This is a genomic window from Endozoicomonas sp., assembly GCF_965196975.1.
Classification (GTDB): Bacteria; Pseudomonadota; Gammaproteobacteria; order Pseudomonadales; family Endozoicomonadaceae; genus Endozoicomonas.
Map to the genome: position 1 here is coordinate 5,404,340 of NZ_OZ239981.1, position 24,218 is coordinate 5,428,557.

Annotated in this window: 19 protein-coding genes and 1 pseudogene; 10 read left to right on the forward strand and 10 right to left on the reverse strand. The window is 48.4% G+C overall.

The features are described 5' to 3' along the window. Window positions 1–10 precede the first annotated feature (10 nt). From ACOCLE_RS23965 to ACOCLE_RS23975, 3 genes are read left to right on the forward strand one after another with little or no spacing between them, the layout of a single operon-like run. On the forward strand, window positions 11–361 hold the full coding sequence (locus ACOCLE_RS23965; RefSeq protein WP_419534547.1) for a DUF6444 domain-containing protein: 351 nt from the start codon (window positions 11–13) through the stop codon (window positions 359–361). Next, the gene (gene tnpC / locus ACOCLE_RS23970; protein ID WP_419534548.1) at window positions 319–1,515 is read left to right on the forward strand and encodes an IS66 family transposase; all 1,197 of its coding nucleotides are present in this window, start codon (window positions 319–321) and stop codon (window positions 1,513–1,515) included. Before ACOCLE_RS23965 ends, tnpC begins: the two co-directional genes overlap by 43 nt. Window positions 1,516–1,574: 59 nt before the next feature. Further along, window positions 1,575–3,074, forward strand: a complete 1,500-nt coding sequence (locus ACOCLE_RS23975; RefSeq protein WP_419534549.1) for an SLC13 family permease — start codon at window positions 1,575–1,577, stop codon at window positions 3,072–3,074. Between the two features lie 91 nt (window positions 3,075–3,165). Here the strand turns inward: ACOCLE_RS23975 and ACOCLE_RS23980 are convergent, their stop codons facing one another. The 5 genes from ACOCLE_RS23980 to ACOCLE_RS24000 form a co-directional block, all read right to left on the reverse strand. Further along, on the reverse strand, window positions 3,166–3,660 hold the full coding sequence (locus ACOCLE_RS23980) for a GNAT family N-acetyltransferase (RefSeq protein ID WP_419534550.1): 495 nt from the start codon (window positions 3,658–3,660) through the stop codon (window positions 3,166–3,168). Window positions 3,661–3,717: 57 nt separating this feature from the next. Further along, window positions 3,718–4,140, reverse strand: a complete 423-nt coding sequence (locus ACOCLE_RS23985) for a hypothetical protein (protein WP_419534551.1) — start codon at window positions 4,138–4,140, stop codon at window positions 3,718–3,720. A gap of 111 nt (window positions 4,141–4,251) precedes the next feature. Next, window positions 4,252–5,076: a putative RNA methyltransferase gene (locus ACOCLE_RS23990; RefSeq protein ID WP_419534552.1), complete on the reverse strand. Its 825-nt coding sequence runs from the start codon at window positions 5,074–5,076 to the stop codon at window positions 4,252–4,254. Window positions 5,077–5,302: 226 nt separating this feature from the next. Next, window positions 5,303–6,388 (reverse strand): hypothetical protein, encoded by a 1,086-nt coding sequence (locus ACOCLE_RS23995; protein WP_419534553.1) that lies wholly within the window; start codon window positions 6,386–6,388, stop codon window positions 5,303–5,305. 221 nt (window positions 6,389–6,609) lie between these two features. Then, the gene (locus ACOCLE_RS24000; protein ID WP_419534554.1) at window positions 6,610–9,405 is read right to left on the reverse strand and encodes an ImpA family metalloprotease; all 2,796 of its coding nucleotides are present in this window, start codon (window positions 9,403–9,405) and stop codon (window positions 6,610–6,612) included. A gap of 380 nt (window positions 9,406–9,785) precedes the next feature. On the opposite strand from ACOCLE_RS24000, the pseudogene ACOCLE_RS24005 reads away from it, so the two are divergent. Next, a pseudogene (locus ACOCLE_RS24005) lies at window positions 9,786–11,374 on the forward strand (ABC-F family ATPase). A gap of 47 nt (window positions 11,375–11,421) precedes the next feature. On the opposite strand, the gene ACOCLE_RS24010 reads toward ACOCLE_RS24005, so the two are convergent. Beyond that, window positions 11,422–12,081 carry a pseudouridine synthase gene (locus ACOCLE_RS24010; RefSeq protein ID WP_419534555.1) on the reverse strand — a complete coding sequence of 220 codons (660 nt, stop codon included), beginning with the start codon at window positions 12,079–12,081 and terminating at the stop codon, window positions 11,422–11,424. 105 nt (window positions 12,082–12,186) lie between these two features. Between ACOCLE_RS24010 and ACOCLE_RS24015 the strand changes: the two genes are divergently transcribed. The 3 genes from ACOCLE_RS24015 (at window position 12,187) to ACOCLE_RS24025 (ending at window position 14,537) form a co-directional block, all read left to right on the forward strand. Next, complete coding sequence (locus tag ACOCLE_RS24015; RefSeq protein WP_419534556.1) at window positions 12,187–12,471, forward strand: hypothetical protein; 285 nt, start codon at window positions 12,187–12,189, stop codon at window positions 12,469–12,471. A gap of 55 nt (window positions 12,472–12,526) precedes the next feature. After that, on the forward strand, window positions 12,527–13,480 hold the full coding sequence (locus tag ACOCLE_RS24020; RefSeq protein ID WP_419534557.1) for a DUF1186 domain-containing protein: 954 nt from the start codon (window positions 12,527–12,529) through the stop codon (window positions 13,478–13,480). 163 nt (window positions 13,481–13,643) lie between these two features. Beyond that, entirely contained in the window at window positions 13,644–14,537 is an 894-nt protein-coding gene (locus ACOCLE_RS24025; protein ID WP_419534558.1) for a LysR family transcriptional regulator, read from the forward strand. Window positions 14,538–14,595: 58 nt separating this feature from the next. Here the strand turns inward: ACOCLE_RS24025 and ACOCLE_RS24030 are convergent, their stop codons facing one another. From ACOCLE_RS24030 to ACOCLE_RS24040, 3 genes are read right to left on the reverse strand one after another with little or no spacing between them, the layout of a single operon-like run. Beyond that, window positions 14,596–15,603, reverse strand: coding sequence for a HupE/UreJ family protein (locus ACOCLE_RS24030; protein ID WP_419534559.1), 1,008 nt, complete (start codon window positions 15,601–15,603; stop codon window positions 14,596–14,598). Next, complete coding sequence (locus tag ACOCLE_RS24035; protein ID WP_419534560.1) at window positions 15,600–16,583, reverse strand: peptidyl-prolyl cis-trans isomerase; 984 nt, start codon at window positions 16,581–16,583, stop codon at window positions 15,600–15,602. Before ACOCLE_RS24035 ends, ACOCLE_RS24030 begins: the two co-directional genes overlap by 4 nt. 6 nt (window positions 16,584–16,589) lie before the next feature. Then, entirely contained in the window at window positions 16,590–18,683 is a 2,094-nt protein-coding gene (locus ACOCLE_RS24040; RefSeq protein WP_419534561.1) for a DUF3604 domain-containing protein, read from the reverse strand. Between the two features lie 306 nt (window positions 18,684–18,989). Between ACOCLE_RS24040 and ACOCLE_RS24045 the strand changes: the two genes are divergently transcribed. Together ACOCLE_RS24045 and ACOCLE_RS24050 are read left to right on the forward strand one after the other, a co-directional pair. After that, window positions 18,990–20,654 carry a GMC family oxidoreductase gene (locus tag ACOCLE_RS24045; RefSeq protein ID WP_419534562.1) on the forward strand — a complete coding sequence of 555 codons (1,665 nt, stop codon included), beginning with the start codon at window positions 18,990–18,992 and terminating at the stop codon, window positions 20,652–20,654. Window positions 20,655–20,677: 23 nt separating this feature from the next. Further along, window positions 20,678–21,490, forward strand: coding sequence for an enoyl-CoA hydratase-related protein (locus tag ACOCLE_RS24050; RefSeq protein WP_419534563.1), 813 nt, complete (start codon window positions 20,678–20,680; stop codon window positions 21,488–21,490). 43 nt (window positions 21,491–21,533) lie between these two features. Here ACOCLE_RS24050 and ACOCLE_RS24055 read toward each other — a convergent pair whose 3' ends face one another. Then, window positions 21,534–22,295 carry a nitroreductase gene (locus tag ACOCLE_RS24055; RefSeq protein WP_419534564.1) on the reverse strand — a complete coding sequence of 254 codons (762 nt, stop codon included), beginning with the start codon at window positions 22,293–22,295 and terminating at the stop codon, window positions 21,534–21,536. A gap of 88 nt (window positions 22,296–22,383) precedes the next feature. Here ACOCLE_RS24055 and ACOCLE_RS24060 point away from each other — a divergent pair, with 88 nt between their 5' ends. After that, the gene (locus tag ACOCLE_RS24060) at window positions 22,384–23,868 is read left to right on the forward strand and encodes a coniferyl aldehyde dehydrogenase (RefSeq protein ID WP_419534565.1); all 1,485 of its coding nucleotides are present in this window, start codon (window positions 22,384–22,386) and stop codon (window positions 23,866–23,868) included. Window positions 23,869–24,218: the final 350 nt, after the last annotated feature.

Genomic DNA, 24,218 nt, shown 5'->3' on the forward strand with positions numbered 1-24,218 from the left:
AATCTCCAGTATGGAACCAGACTTCCCAGCTACTCCGTTTACCGAAGCTCTCCTTAAAGAGAATGAAGAGCTTCGGACCGAGAATGCGCTTTTACGGGAACGTTGCAGCGAACTGGAAGAAAGGGTTAATAAAAACAGTCAAAACAGTAGTAAGCCACCATCGTCAGATGGTTATCAAAAGCCCAGTAAAAAAGGGAGTGATAAAGGTGATACATCTTCCAAAGAAGCCCCCTGCTCCTCACAGGAAACACCGAACCCCAAAAGCCTTAGACCATCTTCAGGCAATAAACCAGGTGGCCAGAAAGGTCATCAAGGCTCTTGTTTGAGACGTGTCGCCTTACCGATTATGTCAGGCATCTGAAGGTTGAAAAATGTTGCTGTTGCCAGTCTTCGCTTATCGATATTAAACCCACCAAATACATTGAGCGACAGGTTTTTGATCCAGGTAGACCCGGAGAATTTGAAGTTACCGCGTACTGGGCAGACGTTAAAGTATGTCCTTGTGGTAAACGGAACACCGCTGAGTTTCCCCAAGGAGTGAAAGCCGCTGCTCAATACGGAGAAGTGACTCAGGCAATGGCTGTTCATTTAAACCAGTATCACTTCATCCCATATCACCGGGTGTCTGAGTATTTCAATACTATTTATTGCATGAGTGTCAGCGCAGGCTCTGTTGCCAATTTTGTTGCCTATACCCATGAGAACCTGGCCTCTACTGAGCAGAGTATCCGCGATGCTTTACAAGAAAGTCCGGTTGCAGGAGCGGATGAAACTGGCATGCGGGTTGACGGTTCACTGTGGTGGTTACACATTATGCGAGATGACCAATGGACGCTTTACTACCTCTCAGAAAGGCGAGGTTGTGAAGCAATGGATGCAATGGGCATCCTGCTGACTTTTGCAGGCATTCTGGTTCACGATCATTGGAAGTCCTACTTTGCCTATGCGGCAGTGCATGTGCTTTGTAATGCCCATCATCTGAGAGAGCTTCAGGGAGTTGTCGATAGGGATGCGAATAAGCTGGCTCTGCGGCTGATGAAATTGCTTACGCTCTCCTGGCACTTCTGCAAGAAATACAAAGCAGCCGGTCTGACTCAAATGCCTGGTGCAATACAGCTTCGCATTGAGACGATATACGACCAAATCCTTCAAAGGGCTCTCACGAAGGAAACCGCTTATATGGAAAAACAACGACAGGTGCTTGGACGTAAGAAGGTCAGGGATACCAAGGCCTACAACCTGTTCAAAAGGCTTATTGAGTTTAAGGTTGAAACGTTGCGCTTCATGTCGGACTTTTCAATTCCCTTCGATAACAATGGCAGTGAACGTGATGCCAGGATGGCCAAACTTAAGCAGAAGATCTCAGGCTGCTTCAGAAGCGAAGACGGAGGTACCATGTTTACCCGAATCCGAAGCTATTTATCATCTGCTAAAAAGCAGGGGTTGAACATATTTCAGGCGCTTCTTAAAGCGGTTCGAAATTACAACAATACGCCTTTGCTGGGTGCTGAATAGTTACAACCGATTTACTGTTGAATTGCCTATAAATTTTATTAAATGCAATGGAGCGAATCATGAATTCAGGTTCTCCGGGATTGACGCCAGAGCCTGCACGACAGGAAAGTCAGCAGGAAAGCCCTCAGGAAGGGAAACCGCTCTTCTGGCTCACAGGACTTATGATTGGAATTGCCTTGCAGTTATTCACGTTACTGGTTGAGCCTCCACCAGGGATGAATGAGATGGCCTGGCGCTGTGCCGGTCTTGCCATGATGATGGCCGTATTCTGGTCCGTAGAAATTCTCCCGACTGCCATTACGGCACTGTTACCACTGATTCTGTCCCCAATGCTTGGCTTGGCCAGTATTGATAAAGCGGCTGCTCCCTATGCGCATCCGGTGATATTCCTGTTTATGGGAGGCTTTGTGCTAGGTCTGGCAATGGAGCGTTGGAACCTGCACAGTCGTATAGCTCTCAGAATCATGATGATTATGGGGACCGGAGAGAAACGGCTGGTGCTTGGCTTTATGATTGCCACAGCTCTGATCAGTATGTGGGTTTCCAATACGGCAACCACCATTATGATGCTGCCCATCGGTTTATCCGTCGTCTCGATGATTCGTCACCAGGGAAAGATGAGCCGCGGTTTTCCGGTTGCGCTGTTGCTGGCCATTGCTTATGGCGCTTCGATCGGAGGCTTTGGCACCCTTATCGGGACACCACCAAATGCCTTGCTGGTCGCTTTTCTCCAGGAGCAGTACGGTATACAGATTGGTTTTGCTCACTGGCTGATTATCGGTCTGCCGGCTTCAATTATTATGCTCGCCATTACCGGTGTCTGGCTGGGGTACTTCGGATACCGGCTTAGTGGAGAGGAAAATCATGTGGTTCGGGAATCAATCAAAGAGCAGCAAAAGAAGAACGGTTCAATGAGTGGGGCTGAAAAAGCGGTAACCGCGATCTTTCTTCTGACCGCCCTGGCTTGGATAGTGCGACCCTGGCTGGGTGAGATGATTCCATTATTGGACCTCTCGGACACTATGATTGCTCTGGTGGCAACAGTTCTATTGTTTATCCTGCCAGCCAGTTGGAAAAAACTTGAGTTTCTGATGACCTGGAAAGAGATGCATCGTTTACCCTGGGATGTCCTGCTGTTGTTTGGTGGGGGCTTGAGTCTCGCAGCGATGATTCGAAGGACCGGGCTCGCAGAGTGGATCGCCGGATCACTGAACATTCTTGGTGACATGCCTGCCTTGATGGCCATTGCCCTGGTCGTAACCATTATTATTTTTCTGACCGAGGTCACCAGTAATACGGCAACAACCGCGGCTTTCCTTCCTCCTTTGGGAGCCCTGGCTATTTCATTGGGTATGGATCCTGCCATTCTGGCCATCCCAGCGGCTATTGCAGCCAGTTGTGCCTTTATGCTGCCTGTAGCGACACCGCCCAATGCCATTGTCTATGGCTCAGGAATGTTGCCTATCCGTCATATGGTACGCAGCGGTATGGTGTTGAATCTTGCGGGTATCGTGATTATTACGCTGTTATGCCACTGGCTGGTGGACTGGATTATTTAGTCAGAAGTTAACAAGCCAGGAAGGGGGGCGCTTTCTCCTTACTGGCTGAGGACAACTGGCTGGACTATTGTTCTTTGGTATTTAGTTCCGTTCAGTCGATCTCTTCCTTAAAAATTTTGAGACCCCTGGCTTGATAGTTTTTCAGGGCAAAAGGGTGGTCCAGCGTACAGGTATGTACCCAGACTCGCTCTGCTCCCCAATTCCATGCTTCCTGAATAGCGGCACTTAACAAAGCACCACCCAGGCCTCTACCAATAAAAGGTTGTGCAAGACCAAAGTAGGCAATTTCAACATCACCTTCAGCCTTTTTCAGTTCAAAGTAACCGGCTGGGCTGCCTTTGTAGTAACCGACCCAGAGGCGAAGATTGTCGTTCTCTGCATAGTCACGCCATTGCTCATCAGACCAGGCCAGCTTGTCAGTCCATTGCCATTGCTGGCCAATATAGCTGTAGAGAAAACGGTTGAATTGAAACTGTTTTACCTGGCATTCCTGGATTATAAAATCCGGGTCGGTCACTGGCTTATGAATAAGTTCTTCTGGAGACACCATTTCCAGTGACCAGGTTGTAACGGCTTCTGTTCCCATGCTGTTTCTTTTTCCCAGGCTGCGTTATTTTCTTACGCCAGGTCAGCTGGGGGGGGGTTAATGAGACTGTTCCAACCGCTTGGCATAGACGACAGCATTATAACCGACAGTCGCTACAATATTACCAGCCACAAAGAACAGAATAACTAACCCAGCATCAAGGATGCTGAAGCTTGCCAATAGTTGAGTTAAGCGACCAAAGCCCTCAATAAAAAAAAGATAAATACCGAATACATAAGGAATGTAACTGGGAAGGCCCGCTAAAGCTTTGCGTGCTCCTTTATTAAGACCCGTGAGAACAATAATGGAGAATAAGGATCCGATCAGTAACAGCATCCAGCTGGTTTCCATACCTCTTATGGCCAGCTGTAAGATGGCAATGGTCAGCGTTACGGCAAGGATAATATCGGCTTTGAGTGCCAGAACGGTGAAGAGGTCTTTTTCGCTTTTGCCGGTGATGATCTGAGCTAACTGAAACATGGTGAACCCCCCGATTAGGCCATGACCATGTCTCAGTTATACCACCAGTCAAGTTTGGTAAAATTGATGTAAGGCAGTATTTTTACTTATGTTGGTTCACTGTGTTTCTGTCTACCGCTTTTGTAGAACAGACAGGCGCATTTCCAGTTCACATTCCAGCTGAGCCAGTTGCTCAAGTTGCTCCTTTTGTCTGGCATTCACATGCCAGTAATGAGGAGTCATGGCCAGCAGGTCCATAATCGCCTGAGTGTTTTCCAGCATCATCAAATGATCAATGGTCTGGCTTTCCAGCAGACGAAGGTTTTCTGGCAGATCCTGCAGGCGTTTATCTTCCGGATAAGGACGAACCTCATCGTAAATGGCATGGCGGAGTGCCATCAGGTGGTTCTGACCGGGGGTCAGAATAATAATATGTCCGCCAGGTTTAAGAACTCGTGAAAATTCGGGCCAGTCACTGCGGGAGAAGATACTGATAACAACATCAAACTGTTCATCCATCAGTGGAAGTTCACTGACGCTGGCAACCAGCCACTCTATGGTTTTGTTCCGTCTGCTGGCAGCCAGGATGGCGGGTTTGGCGATATCAAATCCACAGACCTCACTATCTTCAAGCCGCTCTTTTATTGCCGATGTGTAATAGCCTTCACCGCAACCGGCATCAAGAATGCGTTGGGGGGGCTTATTGCTGAACGAATGAATTTTATCAATCAATGCGTCGATGACGGGTTGATAGTAACCATGATTCAAAAAGCGGGTCCGGGCTTCGACCATTATCTGGTCATCACCAGGATTTTTACTGCGTTTCTTATTACTTGGTAACAGGTTCAGATAGCCTTGGCGTGCCCGGTCAAACTGATGGTTATTTTTGCATTCAGCGTTTTTTTGTTCTGATGAGAGTGCTTCATAACAGATGGGACAACGAAGAAGGATGGGCATTGGGTAAAATCGAGTTAAGGGGCAGGTGGAGATTACACGGATAGTAAAGTATTGATATCAATATTCATAGTCAAGAAAGCCGTGTGTGTTTCCAGAATCGCTGGGTAATAATGCAGAGAATATTTTCCTACCCATGTGCAAGTAAGCAGGAACGGTATGTTATTATAAGTTGAGCTTATTTTTGTGAAAAATACATCGTTTGAAAGGGGTAAAAACTTTTAGGCAGCTACTCTTCTTCAAAAAAACTGAGTAACTTTCCAAATTTAACGGTGGTCTGGCCAAACTCGCGCTGATCAAGCTTTCTAGGGTCGAGCGTCACAGAAGTTTCTATCAGGAGCTGCTGCTCTACTTGATAGATTCTTTGGGTTCTGTAATCACGTATTTTTATTATGCAGCGTGGTACATCAATATTGACTTTGACATTTATAATACCATTTCTACCTCTTTTTAATTCAGTAAAACCAGTTCTGTTGCCAAAACTTATGACCGGATTGCCTTCGCATTGAACGGTAGCGTCGGGAAAACATAGGTCTGAATAAAGTTTCCTTGTGAACTCCCACATGGCAGTACCCACTGTTTGGATTGTCAGATCCATAGCAGCCGCGGCTAGATCATCTACTTCACCCTTTTCATTAGACAGTTCAGCAAAAGCACCATGGCAGGCAGCTTCGAGCTTCTTTTTATTATCATCAAATGAATGTCTACCTTCACTTGCCTCTGGTTGGGCTGGTAATTTATTTAAATCTGAATGTTTAAGCTTAATTTCTTGTAAAACTCTGCCATCCTGTTCTTTAATGAAGTGTAACCATTTGTCTCCCGACGTATAAAAGTATGAGACCCCATTAGGACACTCAGCGCTAAAACTCATTGGCCGAGTAAAATCTTTTTCGAAATCACATATAATCTTTTGCCTATCTATATTATCAAAAGCTAGTCGACTAACGTCTACAAGATGTTCGTTTCCCAAGTAGTAGTTTTTCCGCTTATTAATTATTGGCTTAAAGGATATATTCAGATGCTCTTTTAATTGCTCGTTGAAGCTTTCTGACTCAGGATCAGAATAGAGAACGCTAATAACATAAGAACATAACTCCCTGATGACTAAACACCCTGTCCACACAGCCCCTGCTGCCAAACAAAATACACCAATGGTTGGGGCAGCTGTTACAGACAGCCAGGCAATGAAGGCCCCGGCAGTCAACGGTGCCACCTTTCTGCCGAAGGCTGAAGCACAGTCGCAGGCTCTGGCAGTGAAGCTGTTAGAGGAGGATGAGCTAGGTTGAGAGATTGTTTTGAGCGTTGATGCGTCCATATCTGACCTCTTTTTTTCTAAGACCTATGACAGATAAGCTGGCAAAAAGTTCTACCTCCTGGGTGTTAATAAGGAAGCTCAATTGTTATGAAACAGTTGAAATAAGCTGACGACAATAGACAGGCATATGGGTCGCCAGCTCTCTATCTCTGAGTATGTTTCCGACTGATAGGTATTTATAGTGGGGACTTCCCTGTCCATCCTTATCAAATCCGAGCTGTTTAAGGCGTATCGGGAATATCCCACACCATTCCTTTCTCGATGGGAATCTCAGGATTGTCAAACTGTTCACAGAACTGACTACCATCGGTTTTGTAATAGATGGCTTCCATGGGTGGAAGATTCAGAGCCATTATCTGGCTTTGAGCCTTGGCACTGCTGGTCAGTCCCCACTTATAGAGATAATTGAGCATATTGCGGCCAGTGACCATCGACAGCGAAATGGATGGCCAGTCATTGTGCAATTCAGGTGTTGGGCTCCAAATGCTTTTGGCTTCTTCCCATGTGTATTCACTGAACCCCAGGGAGGTACGCTTGGCATTCCAGGTATCACTGTTGCTGAGTGCCCGCGAAAATTCCCGTTCGAGGATATGAAGCCTGGGCAATATCATCCAGCCATCGGTTAATGCTCCCTGACTCTGGGCGGCCATCATCATCTGCAGATAGATGGCGGCTCCACTGCTCCAGTTCTTGAAGTCTTTATTCTGTATGGACGCTAGTGGGTCTTCTGAGTTCTGGGACTCCTGCAACCAGTCAAACAGTGTTTTAAAGGGCAGGTTTTGACAGGAAGGTGCCTTACCCATTTCCTGGTAAGCACGGGACTTGGAGAAATAGGAGTAGAAGTTGGTGGCGGTATGACCGGGAGTCCAGCTTTCAAATAAAAAGCGTTTTCTTTCCAGGCCATGGCCGAGTTCATGAAGGTCGCCATGCCCCAGTGGATCAAATGCCCAGTAGGCGTCGTAAGGGTTGCCAGAACAACCGTAACCGCAGGTGGCCTGATCCGCATTCATGTGTTTCACGTGATCAATGAGATCAATGCTATACCCCTGCTGTTCCGCGAACTGGATAATTTCGGGGTCTTGATCAATACGATCACCCCGAAAGCCTGCCAGCATATGAGGCAGATTAGACATATAGCGATCCGTCACTGTCGCCAGCTCGGCTGCCGAATTATTCCAGTTACTCATGGACTGGCGCATCAGGTCCAGTCGAGAGTGGACTTCAAAACCATCGGTGACCAGTTCAGCCCAGTCAAAATCGCCTTTCGCCAGAGCCTCTGCAAACGCTTCATTGTCTTCAGGTTTTGTCCAGTAGGGATGCAGACCAACATTGCTGACATTCAGGCTGACCTGCTGGTCATTACGGTCAAATCGCAGTTGAAGAGGGCCGCCATTTGGAGAAGTAAAGGTGAGGGTTTCACCCGGTGCGATGATCATTTCCTGCCCCCACAGATAACGGGGACGTTTATAGCCATCATTATCCAGCCAGTGGGTGGCCCCATCACGGATGGAGTTGACAAAAACACTGACGACAGCGTCTGTATTATCGGTACGGTGAACAGTGACTGGCTTGCCGGGCATGATAAAGACACCCGCTGAACGGAAGGGTACTTTGCTGGTCATGTTTATGGTCTTGCTGCTCGGTGTTACATGGCTGAAATCAGTCCGCCCGAAATTACCCAAATCAGCAGGTACAGCGTTAGTTGAACGGTATTGATAAACACCAAAATCTGAAAAGGCCGCTTTTACAAAATCTTCCGTATTTTTCAACTTATCCAGGGGGTATTCAGTTTCTGCCCGGTAATAATCAGCCAGAAGCACCAGCCAGCGCCACAGCGCTTTATCATCATTGGTGGATGTAAAGATGGCATGCTTGTTTCTGTCCAGTTGCCGGAGCTGGCGCTGCATGGTTTGCAGTCCATCCAGAAAGTCGACGTTGAATCCTTCGGCCTCGGAACAGTCGCTGCCATTACACTGGGCAAAGTTAATATTGTTTCCCTGATTTTTCAGAGTTGTGAGCAGACGGTTTACTGCTGCAACTTCTGTGGACAGAGGATTGCCCCACTCAACAATGTTGAACCCTCTGAGAATCAGATAGCTCCAGTAATTGTTGGCAACGAAGTTAGCGTTGATGGTCGGAAGCAGGTACTGGCTGATGGCATTATCATCACGATAGTAGTGAGGGTACAGAATACCAATGCCCTGATTTCGTGCTTTGCTGATGCCGTCTTTCAACCCTTCTGTCAGCTTTCCGAAAGAAGAGACGATCAGCACATCAGCACCCTCAAGGCAGTCAGAAAGGGCTGCGCCATTACAGGCTGCCCGATCGTTGTAACTGACCCGTCCCGGCATAAAGGTATCCAGCCAGAGTCGTGTGCTGGATTGATCCGGGAAATAATGTGACTCATCCATCTGGGCAATGACAACCTTCATGGACTCAGCACTGTTTAGAGATTGTCCTGCCAGCCAGTCAATGCTGTTAACCATCAACTGGTTGGCTTGATCATTGATGGCGCTGGGAAACCGCTTCCAGACCCGCATCGGGTTGGATGATAAAGCGATGAAACGACTGTTCCCTTCTTCTCCCAGAACACCAAGCCCACCCGGTTTTAAAGGATCAAACTCACTTCGGTCGGAAGCATTGGCCTGAAGAAAGGTCGCTGACTTGCCAAATTCCGGAGCAATGATGGCGGAGTCGTGGGTGACATCCCAGTCAACATTGGTCAGGCTGTTGGCATTGGCTGAACCATCACTGTTAAGCTGAAACAGACGATAGATTACCGGGTTGAACTGACCATGGCCCGTTTCGATCAGGTTATCGATTTTTTGTGTGAGCGCTTCAGCAGAGGGAATTCCTGAGGCATCGCCTGTTTGAAACGCAACTTGCAGGGCTTGTTCGATTGGGTCGGTGACAGGTTCATCGGTTGATGTTTCACCACTCTTACAGGCAGTCAGAGTAGCCATCATCAAAACAATAAAAAGCCTTTTTCTCAATTCCATAAAAAATGCTTTTTCCATTATAGAAAGTTTATAAGCTAAATTTTTGCGATTTTAAGTAAACACCCTATGGTGCTCCAGTGATTTAACGCTTCAGAGTAAACCTTGCGAGCTTAATCACACATTTTTACCGGTTCTTAAAAAAGGTTGTCTGAGGCGCCCGGTTATCAATTTGAGTAAAAATAAAGGGCAGTAGCATCACTGGCTTGATATTCGCTAGGGTCTGGCCGATATTTCCTTGTGGAAATACCGTGGCCTTGAATTAATTTGGGTTTGAGGCTTGGGGTATTACTGAAAATTACAACAGCAGAATTTGTAAACTACCTATTGGCTCAAGGGAATAGTCACTGTAGTCTGCGCGGCACTTTCTGATTCATTAAATATAGAGCAGGACAATAAATTTGATTTCTACAGCCAACATCACCATGCAGTTCGGTGACAAGCCCCTGTTTGAGGACATTTCGTCAAGTTTGGCGAAGGTAACCGTTACGGACTCATTGGTGCCAACGGTTGTGGTAAGTCAACTTTTATGAAAATCCTTGGCGGTGAGCTTGAAGCGACCTCAGGAACTGTCAGCAAAGACCCTCATGAACGTATGGCTAAACTGAGTCAGGATCAGTTTGCTTATGAAAACTATACGGTCATCGATACTGTTATTATGGGGCATAAAGAGCTCTGGAAAGTAAAAGCAGAGCGTGATGCGATATATGCCAAAGCTGAAATGACGGAAGAAGAAGGGATGCGGGTTGCAGACCTTGAAGTTCAGTTTGGTGAGATGGATGGTTACTCCGCAGAAGCCCGTGCCGGCGAACTGCTGCTGGGTCTGGATATCCCTATTGAGCAGCACTACGGGCTGATGAGTGCTGTGGCTCCAGGTTGGAAACTGCGCGTGCTGCTGGCTCAGGTACTGTTTGCAGACCCGGAAATCATGCTGCTGGACGAGCCGACCAACAACCTGGATATCAACGCTATCCGCTGGCTGGAAGATATCCTGAAGCAGCGTGACTGCACCATGATCATTATCTCTCACGACCGTCACTTCCTGAACAGTGTCTGCACTCATATGGCGGACCTGGACTACGGTAAGCTGCAGGTAATGCCGGGTAATTATGATGAATACATGACGGCAGCGACCCAGGCCCGTGAGCGTCTTCAGGCGGATAATGCCCGTAAAAAAGCCCAGATCGCCGAGCTTCAGTCGTTTGTCAGCCGCTTTTCTGCTAATGCTTCCAAAGCACGACAGGCGACCTCCAGAGCGAAGCAGATTGATAAGATTCAGCTGGCAGAGATTAAACCTTCCAGTCGTCAGAACCCATTCATCCGCTTTGAGCAGGAAAAGAAACTGTTCCGTAATGCGCTGGTTATGGAAAAGCTGAGCCAGGGCTATGAAGATGATCTGTTCAGCAAAGTCAACCTGATGGTTGAAGTGGGTGAGCGTATCGCCATTATCGGTCAGAACGGTATTGGTAAAACCACTCTGCTGCATACGCTGGCTGGTAAAATGGCTCCGCGTACCGGAACCCTGCAATGGTCAGAAAATGCCAATATTGGTTATTACGCCCAGAATCACAGCGCTGACTTTGATATGGATATGAATTTGTTCGACTGGATGAGCCAGTGGATGAATCCGGGTGATGATGAGCAGGTTATTCGCGGCGTATTAGGGCGGATGCTGTTCTCTCAGAGTGATCTGAAAAAATCCGTTCGGGTTATTTCCGGTGGTGAGCAGGGTCGTATGTTGTTTGGTAAGTTGATTCAGCAGCGACCCAATATCCTGTTGATGGATGAGCCAACCAACCATATGGATATGGAATCTATTGAGTCTTTGAACCTGGCGCTGGAAAACTACAAAGGCACCCTGATTTTTGTATCCCATGACCGTCAGTTTGTATCATCTCTGGCCACCCGGATCATCGAAATCAAGGATACCGGTATTGTGGACTTCCACGGTACTTATGACGATTACCTGCGCAGTCAGGGTATCGAATAAAAAGCCAGTTGATACCAGCGGTTATTCCGTTGGTATCAATTTCTAAATCAGAAAGGTGTTTCTGACTGAAAAGTCATTAACTCTCCAGTTATCGGATGAGTAAAGCTCAGTCTTGTTGCATGCAGGTTCAGGCGTTGGCTGGCCTGTTGTGCATCCGGGTGGGCATAGAACTCACAGCCTAGAATGGGGTGTCCCAGTTCAGCCAGGTGAACTCTGAGCTGATGGGAGCGACCGGTAACGGGTTTGAGCAGTACCCGATCAAATGCTGGCCTCTGATTGTCAATCACGTGAAAGAGCGTCAGTGATGGTTTGCCAAGCTCATGGTCAACCATCTGTTTTGGGCGGTTTGGCCAGTCACAGCGCAGTGGCAGTTCTACTTTCCCTTCCAGTTCCTTAAGCTTTCCCCATACTTCGGCAATGTATTCTTTGGCAACCGTACGATCCTGAAACTGTCGGCTCAATGCGCGATGGCTGTCTGCATCAAGCCCAAAGACCATCAGTCCGGAGGTGGACATGTCCAGCCGATGAACAACGCGGGTTTCCGGGTTGATTTTCTGCAGCCGTGACAGCGCGCTGTCTTCATGATTGGGTGGTTTTCCGGGAACACTGAGCAGGCCTGCTGGTTTATTCACAACGACGATGCACTCATCGCGGTAAAGTTCCGCCAATGGCTCGTTACAGAAGGGGACAATAAAAGTATCATTCATGGGTTGATTATCAGGATAAACCCGGGGTAAGTCATCTGGGGATAATGCGGATCGTAATTTGCCTGTTCTGATGCCATTCTCACCTTTTCATTTGAAGAAGCAGTCATGAAACCTTCAACACCGGATGCGATGGCTTCTCTGATCAATGATATTCGAGGGGCAATTCCCTTTGGCCTTTCCGAGGCTGAGTTGTGCTCAGGTACCTGTAAAGGGTGCTCCAAAAAACTGCTGGAGTTTCTGGATCAGGAACTCTCAGACTGGACCATGCGCCTGAATGCGGGTGATAAACCAAACCTTGGAGATATCCACAGGCTGGCTAAAACGGCCCGAAAGATATACACAGCCCTTGAAAAGAATAATCTGGTACAAGCCTCAAGAGCTGTATCTTAACGTCGTGAAGGTCTATCCTAGCGCCCAATTTGTTTATATGATGGATTAACTGGTTATGCCCCTTTCTACCGAGGATATCTTCAGGCTGAAAAAAAGCCTTTCCCTGGTATCCAGTGAACTGCCTCTGTCGGCATTAAGAGAAGCTGCTCAGCATCAGGAAGAGATCACACCGGTGCTTCTGGAGGCTCTTGAAGCGGTGAAAATCCGTGGCAAGCGTAGCAGCTCATCTTCAAAAAGCCGTCTGGCACTTCATGCGCTTTATCTGTTGACGCAGTTTCGTGAACCAGCGGCCTGGCCTACTGTCATTGACCTGTTCAGCACCATGAGCTCTGAAGACAATATTGCCATTGGCGATGATTTTGATGAGGTAGTCTGTGACCGGCTAAGCCAGATCTTTGCGACACTCTGTCCGGGTGATATTCGCCCCCTGCAATCCATCATTGAAAACACCAGTATTGATGAATACGTCCGGGATGCGGCTCTGGGATCTCTGATTGTCCGTTATCAACAGGGAGACCTTGAGCTTCAGGAGTTGACGACTTATCTGCATCAGCTCTATGAGTATGGTCTTGAACAGGAAAAGAATCAGGTCTGGAATGCCTGGGTTCAAGCTTGTTATAACACTCAGCCTGAGAGTTTTATGGAAGCCCTGAAAGACCTCTATGAAAAAGAGTGGGCGGATACCTATTACATCACGTTGGACGAGCTTAAACTGCGCTGTGGTGTGGCTCTGGAGGTGATTAACAAGTCAGTAATGAAGCAGGAAGGTGAGTTTTACTGCTACCTGAATGATGCGGTGGCTGCATTGAGACAGCTGACCTGTTATTCCGGAGAGGGCAACGAGCTGTTAACCAATCTGGAGAATATGGTGATCAACCAGACGGCTCCAAAGCAGGGTGAGCATTCTCAACCAACACCTGCGTTTACTTCCTCACCAGCCGGTGTCGGCAGAAATGATCCCTGTCCCTGTGGCAGTGGTAAAAAATTCAAGAAGTGTTGCCTGCATTAATAGCCATCGAAGCAGCCTCGTTTCCATACTGATCATGGGAGCGGGGTATTATGAATACTCTCGCTAATTCCAGATATTTGTCATCACCCTGTCAATTAATTGGAGGCATAAATAAACTGCGATAAGATGTCGTGGCCATTATTCATAGATAACACCATAAAAAATGCAACTGGCCAAAATCGACCTGAATCTGTTTATCGTTTTTGAAGTTATTTATCGAGAAGGGAATCTGACTCGAGCGGCCAGAATTCTCAATATCACCCAGCCTGCTGTCAGCAATGCACTTTCCCGCCTTCGAAATTCTCTGGATGATCCACTGTTTGAACGTCATGGCGACCGGATGAAACCCACGGCATTTGCCGAAAATCTGATTGGACCCGTTCGTGAGTCGCTGTGGCTGTTAAATAATGGGTTGATGAGTAAGAGTCACTTTGATCCCAGGGAAACCAGGAAAGTGATTCGCATCAGTATGAGTGATCTGTCGTCGGCACTGCTGATGCCAGCATTATTACCGGTGCTTCGTGAACAGGCTCCGGGTATTGTGCTGGAAACTCGGCACATTCCTCAGGATGAAGTGGCGGAAAACCTGACCTCTTTTTACCTGGATTTCAGTATTCAGTCGCCCCAGATCATGGATCAGCGCCTGCAAAACCAGCTGCTGCTCAGCAATGATTACGTTTGTATGGTGCGGAAAAACCATCCAGTGCTCCACCAAAAAATGACACTGGATGTGTATTTAACATTGAACCACATTCATACCTCTTCAAGACCAAAAGGCCCTGGCCATATTGATCTGGCTCTGAACCGAATTGGTAAGAAGCGAAAAATTGCTGCCCGCCTGCAGAACTATCTGGTGGCACCTGAGCTGGTCAAAGTCACCGATCTTGCACTGACTATTCCGCGGAAACTGGCGGTCAATTTCGACCTGGCCACGCTGGAGCTGCCCTTCAACGTGCCAGAAAAAGCACTGCATCTATATTGGTCCACTGCGAAAGAAGAAGATCCGGCTAACCAATGGCTGCGGCAGCTGATTATCGATACAGCTGCTACGGTTTAATGTGTTCTTTATGAGAGCATCATTCTCATTCCCGCAAAGGACAGGAATGAGTTCGTGGTTAACCGGCAAGCAGCGGTTCAATCCCGGTTCGTTGCCAGAACCATAAAGCCGCCACTGCACCAATGGTATAGGCAGGAAGCAGTTTGGCCAGTTTCTGTGACCATTGGGACCAGTCAGATTTAACCATCAGCAAACCTTTCCACAACACCATGAAGGCGGCAATCACCAGCAACTGCCCAACCTCGATGCCAATATTGAAAGCGGCCAGAGCCAGTGGGATGTCATTTTGTGGTAGACCAAACTCACTCAATACACCGGCAAACCCCATGCCGTGCAGCAGGCCAAACTCTCCGGACATTAACCAAGGGTGTCGTCTGAAGAGGCTGCTTTTATCATTGCGAATCACTTCGGCAGCGGCTACCACAATGCTCAGGGCAATAATGGATTCAACCAGCATCACGGGGAAGTTGACATAACCCAGGGCGGTTAACGAAAGGGTGACGGAGTGCCCGAGGGTAAACAGGGTAATGGTCCAGAACAGTTGTCTTCCCCAGCCCACCAACAGTGTTAGCATGATGACAAAGAAAACATGGTCCAACCCGGAAAGCAGGTGATCAAAGCCGGAAACCACGTAGGTCCACATAACCTCCAGGGCACTGGGTGCAGGCTCAATGGTGATTGATGGGTCATCACTGCTGAGCATTCGGTGATAGCTGTTGCCATCCAGCGTTTTCATACGGAACAGAACGCCAGATGGGCTGCCATCCAGACCTTCCACCCGGTACTCACTGCCTATACGCTCAATGGATGAGCAGTCCGTCGTCCATTGAACGACATTTCCGGTTCCCTCTTTGCTGCCACTTAGCTGGCCATCGCTGATGCAGCCTTCGGGGAGAATGGGCGCAGGGCTGATACCTGGCATGGGCTTTAATGAGGTTTTCCAGATCACCAGGTAGTGTCCGAGGCTTTGCTCATTCATAACCCAGAGTCCAGGCGCCATCGGGTGTGCACTGGCCTTTCCCACAAGCATCAGTAGCAGTGATATAAGCAGTACTCCATGCTTCATAGGGTTTGGCTCCTGCTGAAATCCGGGAAGGTGATGGTTGAGGCATCAAGGCTGACATCAGCGATCTCAATAATGTAGTTTCTCTTCATCGCTTCTATTTCCTGATCCAACATCGACAGTCGTCTATCCCGGAGAATGTGGGAGCGAATATTCTCAGCCACGTCAGCCAGAGGGCGGTACAGTCCCTGCTTTTTCTCTTCGATCATGACCAGGTGATAGCCATAGCTGGAGGCAACAGGGCCATGCCACTGAGCTGACCCAAGCGTCATCACCTGGCGAGCGAACTCCTGGCCCAGCTTTTTCGATAATTGCTGTTCGTTGAGCAATGGCAACTGATGACCATGAAAGAATGGGTCACCGGACTGAATGGCTTCATCTGTGCTGGCTGGCATACTCGATAGCAGGCCATTTGCCCTGTCCAGAGCTTGCTGTCCGAAGCCACCGAAAAAGACATGGCTGACTTTCACTGTGGCAGGCTGCCGGTATTGCTCTTTATGGTTCTGGTAATAAGCTTCAAGGGCTATTTGATCCGGCTCTTCAATCGGGCTTTCAGCCGCAATCACTTCCTGCATGGCCGAGATCAGGTATCGACGAATCAACGGATCGGTTTGATCTAGCCCCAGCTTCAATGCCTCCCTTTCACGGTCACTGGCATCGCCACTGGTCAGTTTCAGAAATCCACCCAGCTGCTGCAGCCGGGTTTTGACGACAGGCAACTGATCGAACCGTCGGTTCATGGCCTCCTGAAACAGAATCTCATGTTCAATACTGACCGCAATCAGTCGTTCTGTTTGCTGCGTGTCGGGGACCCTGCCGGTCTGTAACTGCCACTGGACCTGAAGATCTTTTATCTGCTGCTCACTGATCGCAATCACCGGGGCTGGCTCAGGCTCGGCAGTGACCCAGAGAAGGGTCAGGCCAAGCCAGAGGCAGTGCATTAATGGTGACAACAGCAGACGTCTGCCGATACGTCTTATCATGGTGAATTACCTTTCAGTAGAAGCTGTTTTGATGGGTTCCTTACCCTCTGGGGTGTACCAGACCGGTGACGTCCAGGCACGTTCCTGAATCGTGGGTGAGTAAAAAGGCTCTGTCTCTGGGTCGATACAACAGCGACCGAAAATATCCCCCATACCATCCATGTTTTCAGTCTGTTCAGCCGCCTGGGCTTCACACTGCGATGAGAAAGGGTCAACACCATAGGACTTGCACTGGAGGGTGCTCCAGCGGCAACTGGGGTTCTCTACAACGCGTGCGTAATAAAAGGCGGGTTGTTCAGGATCAAATTCCGGATCCTGCCATACGCCACAAAGGCTGGTATATCCCTGGCCTTCGGGCGCACAGGTGTTCTTATTGACCGTGGCTCCATTATTCGGGTCGCCGGCAATATCGATTACTTTCTCGTGAGTTTTGCCGTTTTCATCTACCCAGCCTTTGATGACCTGAAGTCGTTGCAGGTCAGTACCGGGATGACCATAAATACCCGGATCCTTCAATGCAGTAATCAGTATGGTGGGGGCTTCACTGCCAGGCCTTGGCTTCATATCGCTGCCCATGGGAACACCGCGGTTATACCCCTGTTGCACAAGGTCAAAGGAACCGCACATTTCCGGAGTAAAATCCCAGCCGGCAAAAAAACGGACAATAGGGCGGGTGCCACTGGTGGCGTAAGTTTCACGGTTTCTCAGGGCATTAAAGATACTGTCCCGGGAGTTTTCTTCAGCCCAGACCACGGCATGACCACCAGGGTTATCAAAAAAGTGGTCCTGTACATTTCGATAGCCGGCATCCCGTTTGCCCAGGTGACCTGTGTAGTTGTCCTCTTCCGCTCCCCCTGGTGTGGCACTGTGGGTATCGGTAGAACCAATGAAGCCCATCTTGAATGGGTTAACCCCCGTTTCCTGGCCAAGCTTCAAGCCATCTTTCAGGGCATTTCTTACCATGTTGCGTGGCGCATACTCTTCCACCGGAACGGGTTTGGCCGTCTCTGTCATTACTTTGCCGTACACCGTTCCCAGCATACTCAGGTTATCTGCCACGGCCTGTTCAAAATCACAGAGTTCGTCCTGGGTCTGGACACCCCGACCTGCCAGTCGATCATAACGGCACTCAGAGGCCGCCTTGTGCTGAACCAGCTCAACCAGAGGCTCAAAATAGATTCGATTATCCCGCTCTTCATCGTTGAGTGGGTCACGGAACATCAGACCACCGGAAAGGTTAGGGTTATGGGGGATGGAGATAACATCACAGCCATTGCCTTTATCTGTGCACTCTTTCCGTAGCTCTTTCCAGAGTTCGGGGTAGTTATAACTGCCGGTTTCGTAGGTTGAGATGGTTTTTTCGGCGACTTTGTCATTCCGAAAGATGACGTTCCGGTGCATATTTTTGTATTGAGGAGCATCGGTGTATTCATAACCGACCATAGTCGTAAAATTGCAGGCTTCGGTGCGGTCATAATGATCTTCAGCAGCCTGCTGGATATTGCTCCAGTATTTAGCCTGTCCTTCATCACAGTCAGACAGTGTGCAGGCAAAGGACTTGTCCCTGTTCTCCCGGGTGCTGCTGACCCCAAGATCCTGCCAGTAACTTGCTGCCAGCAGCTGTATGGGAAAGGTGTTGCTTCGGGTCATCATGCAATAGGGAAACCAGTAGCCCGGTTCAGTGGGGTCATCGGTACAGATATTGATCTGTCCCAGGAACTCGGCATGGTCCGTGACTGCTGTGAAGTCCAGAGGGCGCTGGATCTGGGCAATGACTTTCTGGTCGCCGCTTTCATCCGGCAGGGTGATTGCTTCCCCTTTGGCATAACGATAGGCGTCCCAGGGCGTATTTCTCTGACTGGAAACAAATGAGTCAAAACTGTAGCTGGTATGCACATGAAGATCGCCAAATAATGGCTGTTTCATTGGCTCATAGCTTGCACACCGGACCCGTTCTTCAGTAACGGTAAAAGGCAGTTCTTCAGGAATGTTATTATTGACGGAAGCCTGAGAGGACTCTGTCGCTTCTGCCAGAACAGATCCGCTGAGCAGTAATGCACCGGCGATTATCGTCGAAAGAAAAGTCTTCACTGCACGCATTCCATCCCATGATTATTTTTTATTGTTTTACCGACAGTGCCATAGAGTATGGCTGCCGCTTCTGATTTAAAAATTTATTGTCTGAATAGGCTGCCATTCACACTTCTTATGCAATTGCTTTTTAGTCCATATGGATGATGTTGGTGTTTTTCCAAGAGCAACATACTCAAATAAGAAAATACCCCTGACTAAAAAATAATTCCGCTTTGAATCATGGAATTACCATTTCTTTTGTAATTTTCAAATTAATGGCACGACTTATTGGTGGATTAATAACGAAATGCCGCCATCGGGAGTTATTCGTAAATGAATAAAAACGACGAAGGTAATGTATACGACTATATTATTATTGGTGGTGGCTCTGCGGGTTGTGTTCTTGCAAATCGACTCAGTACGGATTCAGATAACCGGGTTTTACTGCTGGAAGCAGGAACCAAAAAAGAAGACTTGATGACTGATATGCCGGCAGGTTGGGGGAAAATTACCGATAATCCCCGTTACAGCTGGCTGTACAACTCTGAGTCGGATAAGGAGACCAACAACCGCTCCCACCTGTTACCCCGTGGTCGTATGCTGGGGGGCTCTTCCAATATTAATGGCATGCTGTATTTAAGAGGCCAGAGCCATGACTATGATCTCTGGGAGAAGCAGGGTGCAACCGGCTGGTCCTGGAATCAGGTGTTGCCGTACTTTCTTCGCTCCCAGGATCAGCTGCACAAAGGCGTTTCGCCGATCCATAGCCGTGGTGGTGAGCTGACCGTGACTGATCTGCCAGATCCACACCCACTGAGTGAAGACGTTATCAGAGCCTTTGCCCAGGCAGGTTACTCACGTACCAGTGACTTTAATGATGGGGTGCAGGAAGGTTGTGGATACTTTCAGGTTACCATGCGTGAAGGTTCCCGCTTATCCACAAACAAGGCCTTTCTTGAGCCAGTAAAAGAACGAAAGAACCTTGATATTATTTCCGGAGCGATTGTTGATCGGGTCGATGTCCAGGAAGGTAAGGCGCATTCGGTCACTTATTTCATTAATAAAAAACAGCATCAGGTATTCATTCGCAGAGAGACCGTTCTTTGTGCGGGTGCGATGGATTCCCCCCGTATTTTGTTGCGTTCGGGTATTGGTCCACGACAGCACCTTGATGAAATGAGAATCCCGGTGATCAGCGATAGCCCAATGGTCGGGGCTAATCTTCAGGATCATTTTATCGTTCCCATGATGTGGATACTCAACAAGGGCGTTGCCAGCCTAAATGAGCGCCTGCATCCACCACGCATCGTAAAAGAAGTATTGCATTACCTGGTCAGTAAAAAAGGCGCAATGACATTACCTGGTTCTGAAGTAGGGGCATTTCTAAAGTCTTCACCTGATGTCGAACGGCCCGATATTCAGTTTCACTGCTTGCCCGTGACCGGCCACCCAGGTGGCAAAACGGCCCATAAACAGGCAGGGCTGACTCTGGCTCCGTATTTTATGCATCCCGAGTCGAGGGGAAGGATTTACCTGCAGGATAAAGATCCACATTCAGCGCCACAGTTTGATCTGAACTATCTGTCTACTGATCGAGATGTAGAGGTAACCCTGGCCGGTATGCATATTGCCAGGGCAGTTGTGTCGCAGCCAGCACTGTCCTCACTGGTGGCCAGTGAGCGCCTGCCGGGCAGTGATCAGGCTACGGAAACCCAGATGCTGGATTATGCCCGGTGGGCTGGAACAACTGCTCATCATCCGGTTGGTACCTGTCGTATGGGCAGTGACTCAGATTCAGTGGTTGATCCAGAACTGCACGTGCGTGGTGTGACAGGTCTGAGGGTTGCAGATGCTTCTGTGATGCCAAGCCTGACGTCCGGTAATACCAATGCTCCCACGATTATGATTGCGGAAAAAGCCGCAGATATGATTCTTAAGTCCAGGAAATCTGCGGAGAGTGACACTATTTCCGTACAGGCTTCTGGGCAATTCGCCTGATTAACAGGGATGATATAAAAGATATGTCAGAGTCCAATAACAACAATAAAAAAGTCCTTACCCATGTCAATGGACGAGTGTTGTATATCACGATCAACCGTCCCGAACGGATGAATGCCATTGATACTGAAACGAACCGGCTGATGGCGGAAGCCATGGATCGTTATGCGGCAGATGACTCGCTCTGGCTTGCGGTGATCCGGGGCAGTGGGAACAAGGCGTTTTCTGCCGGTGGCGATATTCAGGCCATGAATAATGCGGCAGACGGGGGAGAGCCCTATAAAGTACCTGACACTGGGTACGGTGGATTGACCAGCCGCTTTGATCTGGATAAACCGGTGCTGGCGGTAGTGAATGGTCTCGCCATGGGCGGTGGTTTTGAAATTGCCCTGGCTGCAGACTTGGTCATTGCAGTAGAGCATGCGACTTTCGGTCTGCCAGAGCCCATGGTGGGCATTGTTGCCTATGCTGGTGGCATGCATCGTCTGCCTCGCCAGATTGGAATGAAGCGGGCGATGCAGTTACTGCTGGCCTGTGAAACCATTGATGCAAATACCGCGTTGGACTGGGGGTTGGTTAATGAAGTGGTGCCGGCAGAAGGTCTGGATAATGCGGTAGAGCGCTGGATTCATCGTTTGCTGAAGCCCGCACCACTGGCCATGCAGGCAACCAAACAATGTGTTCGTGAAGGGCTGGATATGGACATGGCTGAGGCTATTAAAGGCCAGGACCAAAACCGGTACCCTGCATTGGAGAGCATGCGAACCAGTCGCGATATTCTTGAAGGCATTAAGGCTTTTGCCCAGAAACGTCAGCCTGAATGGGTTGGTGAGTAATACCAATTTGGATCCCCGCAAGCGGGGATTTTTTAATGGACGTTCAGAATCCGTGAAATGAAGCAAACTCGTTGAGGTTGGCACGGGGTTGGCTGATATTATTCACCGCCTCGTCATTATTTTTATAACCCAGGCACATTCCAGCCATTACTTTCCTATCATCACCTAACCCTAAATACTCCTTTACTGGCTGCGGGAATATACTCCAGCTGACTTGAGGGCAGGTATCCAGACCTCGCTCACTGGCCAGAAGCATAATGCTCTGCATAAAAATGCCAATATCCATCGCCTGAGGCATGCCCATCTGCTGGTGGGCAGTGATGATGATGCCTACTGGAGCGCCAAAGAACTCAAAGTTTCTCAAGGTCTGCATCATGCGCTGCATTTTGTCTTCCCGTGGAATGTTCAACGCTTCATACATGACTTCACCGCAGTCTTTACGCCGGTTGTTATATGGAACCACCATGTTTTCAGGGTAGGTTGGGAATTCCGGCTCCGTTTTTCCTCCGCTGCTCTGTACCGCGATTTGAACTTTCTGGGCAAGCTCTCTGAGTGCATTTCCCGTCAACACATCCACCTTCCATGGTTGTACATTCCCGCCGGAAGGGGACAGCGCTGCCAATTCGAGAACTTCCTGAACAACTGACAATTCAACTGGCTGCCTGCTGAATGCCCGGATTGATTTTCTTGTCTGTAATGCTTCGGTAACCGTTGGACTGTTCATTATTCTTTTTCTTTCGTCTAAATAGAGGCGTTTGATTCTCCAATTTACCAGATAAACGACAAAGAATGACTTCTCATTCAATGTGTGAATGGCTCCTTATTCATAAAATAAATTTCGATAATGGCTGTCAGGGCGGTAGTCTTTAGCAAAAAATAAAAAGGTAAATAAGATGTTAGCCTCTGCTGAAGTTGTGCCCATAGAGTCAAAATCGCCCCAGTCGGTTTACCCTGTGCCGACTGAAAAGCTGACGGCGTTATTAAATAAGCAGCGTCTTGCTCACTCAGCGATACCTTATCCCGATTATGAAACACGAATTAAACGGCTGGATCGCTGCATTGACCTGCTGGTTACCCACCAGGATGAGATTTGTGAGGCGGTAAACAGAGACTTTGGCTGTCGCTCTGCTCATGTCACCCGCATGTCCGATCTGTTCGTTTCACTGCAGTCTCTGAAATTTACCAAAAAGAGACTCAAGCAGTGGATGAAGGTTGAGCGGCGTTCAGCGCCCTTTCCCATGAATTTGATCGGTGCCCGCAGTGAGATTCACTACCAACCAAAAGGCGTCATTGGCATCATGACGCCGTGGAATGTACCGGTGAACCCCATTTTTTCCCAGCTGGCCGATGTTCTGGCGGCTGGTAACCGGGCAATGATAAAGCCTTCAGAATTCACTCCGCATACCTCTGAATTGCTGGAAAAGCTAATCTCAGAATATTTTTTTGATGAAGAAGTGGTTGTGATTAATGGTGATGCTGAAACTGGAGCCGTTTTCAGTCAGCTCCCATTCGACCATTTAATTTTTACAGGTAGCACGGCAATAGGTGCAAAAGTCATGGCATCAGCAGCGGCCAATCTGACACCAGTAACGCTGGAGCTGGGTGGCAAGTCTCCGGTGATCATTGCCGATGACTATGATCTTGATGATGCTGCAGACAAGCTGATGGCAGCCAAAGCGATGAATGCGGGGCAGATCTGTATCAGCCCGGATTTCTGCTTTGTTCCTGAATCATCCCTGGATGTATTTGTGGATAAGTGCCGCCAGGTGATCTGCAAACTCTACCCGACGGTTCAGGATAATCCAGACTTTGTCTCTGTCATTAATGAGCGGCATTTTGACCGCATCAACAGGTATCTTGATGATGCGAAGAGCAAGGGAGCTCGGGTTATCTCTCTGGATCCAACACAAACGGAGTGGGCACACACGTCGGGACAGAAAATTCCTCTGCATCTGGTGATCAATCCTTCAGAAGACATGCTGGTTATGCAGGAGGAGCTGTTTGGCCCCATTCTCTGTCTTCGTAGCTACAAGGCATTTGAGGATTGTATTGCTGATATTAATAACCGCCCAAACCCTCTTGCGCTCTATCTGTTCAGTAATAGCAAGGCAGTACAGCGTAAACTGATAAACAACACCATGGCGGGCGCCATGACGATCAATGACATTGCCGTACATTACGCCTGTGATGATCTTCCTTTTGGTGGCGTTGGTAAAAGCGGCATGGGTCAGATTCATGGTTGGGAAGGGTTCAAGACATTCAGTCATGCCAAGTCCGTATTCAAGCAGGGCTTTCTTAACCTTCCCAAAGTGAGTGGTATGCTACCGCCCTATGGTGACAAGTTTGATAAGTTGTCGAGGGGGTTAGTGAAAAAATAGCAGGGGGAAGATGTGTTTAAATCTATTTGGCATGCAATGTTGTGTGGGAGTTTAATCTTGGTTTTTCCCAGAGTGGTTTCTACCTGACAAAGGATGGAGTGTTCTGTTTATTTAATCAATGACTTCAAATAGGTGATACGGATTTACTTTCGGGATCTTCTTAATTAAGAAAGAGTCCCTTAATAGAACGAATTTTTTATTGCGGGTTGTTAATTTTATTCACTATGAAGAGCTAACAATACAAGGGGGGCAGAGAGGGGTGATGGGGGAATAAGGCGAAACCTCCCCACCCTGCCGCTGCCACGTTTGCCCGTGGCCGTAACGGTCACGGTGCTTGGTTTTTAATATAT